Here is a 6,367-nt window from a genome sequence, read left to right as displayed (position 1 = left end):
ACGCCCGGTAACATTCCGAACCCGGAAGCTAAGCCCTCCAGCGCCGATGGTACTGCACTCGGGAGGGTGTGGGAGAGTAGGACACCGCCGGACAATCTTCCAGTCGAGGGCCGCCCCATCCGGGTCGGCCCTCGACTGCGTAGCGCCGTAGGTGGCGCAATCAGGAAGGATGTACCTGTGAGTTCAGGACCGCAGGGCGGAGATCGTCCGCGCCGCTACGACGACCGTGCCGACCGACCCCAGAGCCGGGATGCCGGCCCCCGCCGGGACGACCGTCCCCCGTACCGGGGCGACCGCGACGATCGCGGCGGCCAGCAGGGCGGATACCGCACTGGTGACCGCCGCGAGGGTGGTTTCCGCTCGGGATCCCGTGACGGCGACTCCCGTCCCGGCGGCTTCCGCCGCGACGGTGACTCCCGCGCGGGTGGCTTCCGTGGCGGTGACCGCCGTGAGGGCGGCTTCCGCCGCGACGGCGACGCCACCCGTGGTGGTGACGCCCCCCGCACTGGCGGCTTCCGTGGTGGCGACCGCCGCGACGGCGCGCCCGGCGGCGGTGACCGCCGCGAGGGCTTCCGTTCGGGTCCGCGTGAGGGCGGTTTCCGGGGTGGGTCGCGTGATGGTGACTCCCGTCCCGGTGGCTTTCGTCGTGACGGTGACTCCCGCGAGGGCGGTTTCCGGGGCGGCGACCGCCGGGACGACTCCCGTGGTGGCGACCGTGGTGGTTTCCGGTCCGGTCCGCGTGAGGGTGGCTTCCGTGGCGGTGACTCCCGTGAGGGTGGCTTCCGTGGCGGCGACCGCCGTGAGGGCGGCTCGGCCGGTGGCGAGCGTCGCGAGGGTGGCTTCCGTCGTGACGGTGACTCCCGCGAGGGTGGCTTCCGTGGTGGCGAGCGCCGTGAGGGTGGTTTCCGGGGTGGGTCGCGTGATGGTGACTCCCGTCCGGGTGGCTTCCGCAGGGACGGTGACTCCCGCGAGGGCGGTTTCCGTGGTGGCGAGCGCCGTGAGGGTGGTTTCCGGGGTGGGTCGCGTGATGGTGACTCCCGTCCGGGTGGCTTCCGCAGGGACGGTGACTCCCGCGAGGGTGGCTTCCGTGGTGGCGACCGTCGCGAGGGCGGTTTCCGGGGCGGTGAGCGTCGCGAGGGCGGCTTCGCGGGTGGCGACCGTCGCGAGGGCGGCTTCGGCGGGGGTGAGCGTCGCGAGGGTGGCTTCCGCCGGGACGGCGACGCTCCCCGTGGTGGCGGTTTCCGGGGCGGCGAGCGCCGTGAGGGCGGTTTCGGCGGGGGTGACCGTCGCGAGGGTGGTTTCCGCCGGGACGGTGACAGCTCCCGTGGTGGCGACCGTGGTGGTTTCCGGTCCGGTCCGCGTGAGGGTGGCTTCCGTGGCGGTGACTCCCGTGAGGGTGGTTTCCGGGGCGGCGACCGCCGTGAGGGCGGCTCGGCCGGTGGCGAGCGTCGCGAGGGTGGCTTCCGCCGGGACGGTGACTCCCGCGAGGGTGGCTTCCGTGGTGGCGACCGCCGTGAAGGTGGTTTCCGGGGCGGTGAGCGCCGTGAAGGTGGCTTCGCCGGTGGCGACCGCCGTGAGGGTGGTTTCCGGGGCGGTGAGCGTCGTGAGGGCGGCTCCGCTGGCGGCGAGCGTCGCGAGGGCGGTTTCCGTGGCGGCGAGCGTCGCGAGGGTGGTTTCCGGGGCGGTGAGCGCCGTGAGGGTGGTTTCGCCGGTGGCGACCGCCGTGAGGGCGGCTTCCGCCGGGACGGTGACTCCCGCGAGGGTGGCTTCCGGGGCGGCGACCGGTTCCGGTCCGACCGGGGTGGCGAGCGCGGCGGTTACGACCGGCCGCGCCGTGACGACGACCGGGGCACCGACGACCGGCGTCGCGAGGGTGGGTTCGGCCCGGACCGGGAGCGCCGGGACGAGGCCGAGGGCGGCCGTCCGGCCGCACCGGCGCTGCCCGAGGAGATCTTGGCGAGCGACCTCGACACGGCCGTCCGCGCTGAACTCCTCTCGCTGGCCAAGCCGGTGGCGGACACCGTCGCCCGACACCTGGTCGCCACCGGCCAGTTGATCGACGAGGACCCGACCGAGGCGCTGGCCCACGCGATGGCCGCCCGTCGGCTGGCGTCCCGGATCTCCGCCGTTCGTGAGGCGGTCGGTCTGGCCGCGTACCACGCGGGGGAGTGGCAGACGGCGATCGCCGAGCTGCGTACGTACCACCGGATGACCGGGTTGCAGAGCCACCTGGCGGTGCTCGCCGACTGCGAGCGCGCGTTGGGACGTCCGGAGCGGGCGATCGACCTGTTCCGGGGGGCCGACCGCGACAAGCTCGACAAGGCCGTCGCGATCGAGCTGCTGATCGTGGCCGCCGGCGCCCGGGGCGACCTCGGGCAGAAGGACGCCGCGGTGGCCATGCTCCAGGTCCCCGAGCTGACCACCGACTCGACCGAGCCGTGGACCGCGCGCCTGCGCTACGCGTACGCCGACGCGCTGCTCGCGGTGGCTCGCCGCGAGGAGGCCCGGGAGTGGTTCTCCCGGGCCGCCGACGTGGACACCGACGGGGAGACCGACGCCGCGGAGCGGCTGCTGGAACTCGACGGGGTGGTCATCGAGGGCGACGACGAGGACGACGAGCCGGCTGAGGAACCGGTGGCCGATCCGGATGCTGCCGGCGCGGTGTCGGCCCGGTCCGACGCCGACCCCACGTCGACCGCCGACGACCTCGACGACGACGAGGACCTCGACGAGGACGACGACGAGGACGACGACGAGGACGACGACGAGGACGACGAGGACCTCGACGACGAGGACGACGACGACCTTGACGAGGACGACGAGGACCTCGACGACGAGGACGACGACCTTGACGAGGACGACGAGGACCTCGACGACGAGGACGACGACCTTGACGAGGACGACGACGACCTCGATGCGGACGACGAGGACGACAGTGGCCGCGACGCGGACCACCGTGACGGCGACGCTCCGGGCACCGACGGCACGCCCACCGGCGGGACCGCCTCAGGTGACCCGGCGGGTCAGCCGGCCGCCGGTCGCGGGTCGGACCCGGCGCAGCGATGAGCGAGGTCGCCGGGGACCGGCTGGTTGACGGGTACGCCCTGGTCGTCTTCGACCTGGACGGGGTGATCTACCTGATCGACCGGCCGATCCCCGGCGCGGTCGAGGCCCTCGGCGCGCTGCGGGCCGAGGGCCGCACGGTGGCGTTCGCCACGAACAACGCGTCCCGGCGTTCCAGCGAGGTCGCCGACCTGCTCACCGGGATGGGCGTACCGGCCGATCCGGTGGAGGTGCTCACCTCTGCGGCGGCCGCCGCGGAGCTGCTGTGCGACCGGCTCCCCACAGGGGCGCCGGTGCTCGTGGTCGGGGCGGAGGCGCTGCGCGCCGAGATCCGCGCCGTCGGGCTCACCCCGGTCGACCGCGCCGACTCCGCGCCGGTCGCCGTCGTCCAGGGGTACGGCCCGCAGGTGGGCTGGGTGGACCTGGCCGAGGCGTCGGTCGCGATCCGGGCCGGGGCGATCTGGGTGGCCACCAACACCGACCGGACCCTGCCGAGCGGACGTGGCCCGTTGCCCGGCAACGGGTCGCTGGTGGCGGCCCTGCGGCACGCCCTGGACCGGGCGCCGGACGTGGTGGTCGGCAAGCCCGAACCGGCGCTCTTCGCCACCGCCGCCCGCCGTGCCGGCACGGGCCGGACCCTGGTGGTCGGCGACCGGCTGGACACCGACATCGAGGGTGCCCGCCGGGCCGGGCTGGACTGCCTGCTGGTGCTCACCGGCGTCAGCGACCTATCCGAGCTGCTGTCCGCGCCTGAGGGCCGGCGGCCGACCCATGTCGCGGCGGACCTGGCCGGGCTCTTCGATCCGGCGGCGGTGGTCCCGGTCCCCGGCGGACCGGAGACCGGTGGCTGGTCGGCGACGGTGGTGGACGGCGCGGTGGAGCTGCGCGGCGCGGGACGGCCGCTGGACGCGCTGGCGGCGCTCTGCGCAATCGCCTGGTCGGCGGGCACCGGCGCGGACGTGCGACCGGCCTCGCCCGAGGCGGCGCAGGTACTGGCCGGTTTCGGCCTGGCCGGCTGAGCCGCCGCTCAGCAACGACGGTGTTCAGAGCACCTTGCGTAGCTTCAGCAGGTCGAACGGACTGGCCTTGATGGACACCTGCCGGGCGGCGATCGCCCGGCCGATGTCGAGCTGACCGTGTACCAGGGCGACCAGATCGTCGCTGGTGGTGATCAGCGCGATCTTCGCCTTGGGGTCGTCGCCGTCGGTGAGGTCGACCAGCCGGCCACCGGCGATCCGGCCGTGGAACGCCGTCTCCAGGTCGGTCACCCGGCAGGCCAGGGTGCGGTCCAGGTCGATCTTTCCCTGCACGTCAGCGTGGCGGTCCAGCCGGTCGGCAAGATCCCGCAGAGCCTGTCGGCACTCGTCCACGCTGGCCACATCGTCTCCCTCAGCACACGCCACGCCGTTCCCCCGGCACGGTACCGCAATGGGTGGCACGGGGTGCCCGGTAGCGTGAGACCCGCACACCCCGCCCCGCGGAAGGACTCAGTCATGCAGGACGCGTGGCGCGCCTACCTGGAGCTGGCCATGGGCCTGACGGAGGCGCCCCGGAAGAGGACCCAGGACGCCGTGCGGCGGCTGGTCGGCACGGGCGGGGCGACCGCCGCCCAGCTCCAGACGCTCGCCGAGGAACTCGTCGCCACCGGTGCGGCGAACCGGGAGGCGCTGACGAAGTTGGTGCGGTTCGAGGTCGACCGGGCGCTCGGCGCGGTGGGGCTCGCCACCGCCGACGAGGTCGCCGAGCTGACCCGCCGGGTGCGCGAGCTGGAGCGGCAGCTCCGTGAGGCCAAGGGCGCCCCCGGCCCGCTCCGCACCGCTGGCGCGGCACCCGACACCACCGCGCCGACTCCCGGCACCGCGCCGACTCCCGGCACCGCGCCGACTCCCGGCACTGCGCCGACTCCCGGTACCGCGCCGACCCCCGGCACCGCGTCGACTCCCGGCACCGCGTCGGCACCGGCGGGCACCGCCGTCCCGCCGGTGCCGGCCCCGACGAAGGCGGTCGCGAAGAAGGCCGTGAAGAAGGCCGTGGCGCGCCGGCAGCCGGCCGAGGTGGACGTTGCCACCCCACCGGCCGGGCCGGTGAAGAAGGCCGCACCCGGGCGGCGTCGGACCGGCGGTGACCAGTGAGCCGCGTCGCCGGGGCCCGGTCGTGACCGGCCCGTTCCGTCCCGGTCCGGCACCGGGCGCCCGTCCCGGTTCGCCGGTCGGGCCCCGTCCCGGCCCGCCGCCCCGACCCGTGGTCGACGATGATCTCGACGAGGCCCGGCACCCCGCGGTCGACGCGGCCGTCCGGGCGATGGCCAACGCCGAGGGGCTGCCCCCGGCCGACCAGATCGCCCAGTACGAGGCGGCGTACCAGACGCTGCGGGAAACCCTCGCCACCATCGACCAGGCCTGAACCGACCGGAGAACCACCCCATGGCACGTCGTACCCGGCTCGACGCCGAGCTCGTCCGTCGCGGCCTGGCCCGCTCGCGCGAGCAGGCCGGCGCGCTGGTGGAGGCCGGCCGGGTCCTGCTGCGCGGCGTGCCCGCGCGCAAGCCCGCCGCGATGGTCGACCCGGCCGACCCACTGCTGGTCACCGGGGCGGACCCGGTCGAGGAGTACGTCTCCCGGGGCGGCCACAAGCTGGTCGGCGCGCTCGCCGCGTTCGCCCCCGGTGGGCTGGCCGTGGCCGGCCGGCGCTGCCTGGACGCCGGGGCCTCCACCGGTGGCTTCACCGACGTGCTGCTGCGCGGCGGCGCGGCCGAGGTGGTCGCCGTGGACGTCGGCTACGGCCAGCTCGCCTGGCCGCTGCGCAACGACGGGCGGGTCCGGGTCTTCGAACGCACCAACGTGCGTACGCTCACGCCGGAGGCGATCGGCGGCGAGGTGGACCTGACCGTGGCCGACCTGTCGTTCATCTCGCTGCGCCTGGTGCTGCCGGCGCTGGCCGGCTGCACCCGCGCCGACGGTGACCTGGCGCTGATGGTCAAGCCGCAGTTCGAGGTGGGCAAGGAGCGGGTCGGGGCCGGCGGGGTGGTGCGTGACCCGGCGCTGCGGGCGGAGGCGGTGCTGGACGTGGCGGCCACCGCGGCCGGTCTCGGGCTCGGCCTGGCGGACGTGGCGGCCAGCCCGCTGCCCGGCCCGAGCGGCAACGTCGAGTTCTTCGTGTGGTTGCGCCGGGACGCGCCGGCGGCCGACCCGGAGCGGGTGCGTGCCGTGGTGGCGGCCGGGCCGCAGGGGCCGACGCCGTCCGGTGCCGGGTCGGACGCGGAGCCCGGGGAGGTGGCAGGGTGAGTCCGGTGCGCGGCGGCGGG

Annotated in this window: 6 protein-coding genes and 1 rRNA gene; 6 read left to right on the top strand and 1 reads right to left on the bottom strand. The window is 75.3% G+C overall.

Annotation, left to right across the window (positions count from 1 at the left end; all coding sequences use genetic code 11):
* The 3 genes from rrf to ACIQG9_RS29425 all read left to right on the top strand — a co-directional run.
* Positions 1 to 93, top strand: a 5S ribosomal RNA gene (gene rrf, locus ACIQG9_RS29435); the annotation flags it as partial.
* Between the two features lie 1,917 nt (positions 94 to 2,010).
* Positions 2,011 to 3,066, top strand: a complete 1,056-nt coding sequence (locus ACIQG9_RS29430) for a hypothetical protein (RefSeq protein ID WP_400408463.1) — start codon at positions 2,011 to 2,013, stop codon at positions 3,064 to 3,066.
* On the top strand, positions 3,063 to 4,082 hold the full coding sequence (locus ACIQG9_RS29425; RefSeq protein WP_400408462.1) for an HAD-IIA family hydrolase: 1,020 nt from the start codon (positions 3,063 to 3,065) through the stop codon (positions 4,080 to 4,082). Before ACIQG9_RS29430 ends, ACIQG9_RS29425 begins: the two co-directional genes overlap by 4 nt.
* A 24-nt stretch (positions 4,083 to 4,106) precedes the next feature.
* Here ACIQG9_RS29425 and ACIQG9_RS29420 read toward each other — a convergent pair whose 3' ends face one another.
* Entirely contained in the window at positions 4,107 to 4,442 is a 336-nt protein-coding gene (locus tag ACIQG9_RS29420; RefSeq protein WP_400408461.1) for an SCP2 sterol-binding domain-containing protein, read from the bottom strand.
* Between the two features lie 114 nt (positions 4,443 to 4,556).
* On the opposite strand from ACIQG9_RS29420, the gene ACIQG9_RS29415 reads away from it, so the two are divergent.
* Genes ACIQG9_RS29415 through ACIQG9_RS29405 form a run of 3 tightly spaced genes read left to right on the top strand, consistent with a single transcriptional unit; the run spans position 4,557 to position 6,347 of the window.
* Positions 4,557 to 5,195, top strand: a complete 639-nt coding sequence (locus ACIQG9_RS29415; protein WP_400408459.1) for a hypothetical protein — start codon at positions 4,557 to 4,559, stop codon at positions 5,193 to 5,195.
* 22 nt (positions 5,196 to 5,217) lie between these two features.
* Positions 5,218 to 5,466: a hypothetical protein gene (locus ACIQG9_RS29410; RefSeq protein WP_400408465.1), complete on the top strand. Its 249-nt coding sequence runs from the start codon at positions 5,218 to 5,220 to the stop codon at positions 5,464 to 5,466.
* Positions 5,467 to 5,486: 20 nt separating this feature from the next.
* Entirely contained in the window at positions 5,487 to 6,347 is an 861-nt protein-coding gene (locus ACIQG9_RS29405; RefSeq protein WP_400408457.1) for a TlyA family RNA methyltransferase, read from the top strand.
* Positions 6,348 to 6,367: the final 20 nt, after the last annotated feature.

The organism is Micromonospora sp. NPDC092111 (assembly GCF_044755745.1).
Classification (GTDB): Bacteria; Actinomycetota; Actinomycetes; order Mycobacteriales; family Micromonosporaceae; genus Micromonospora.
This window is presented reverse-complemented; position numbering and strand designations above follow the sequence as displayed.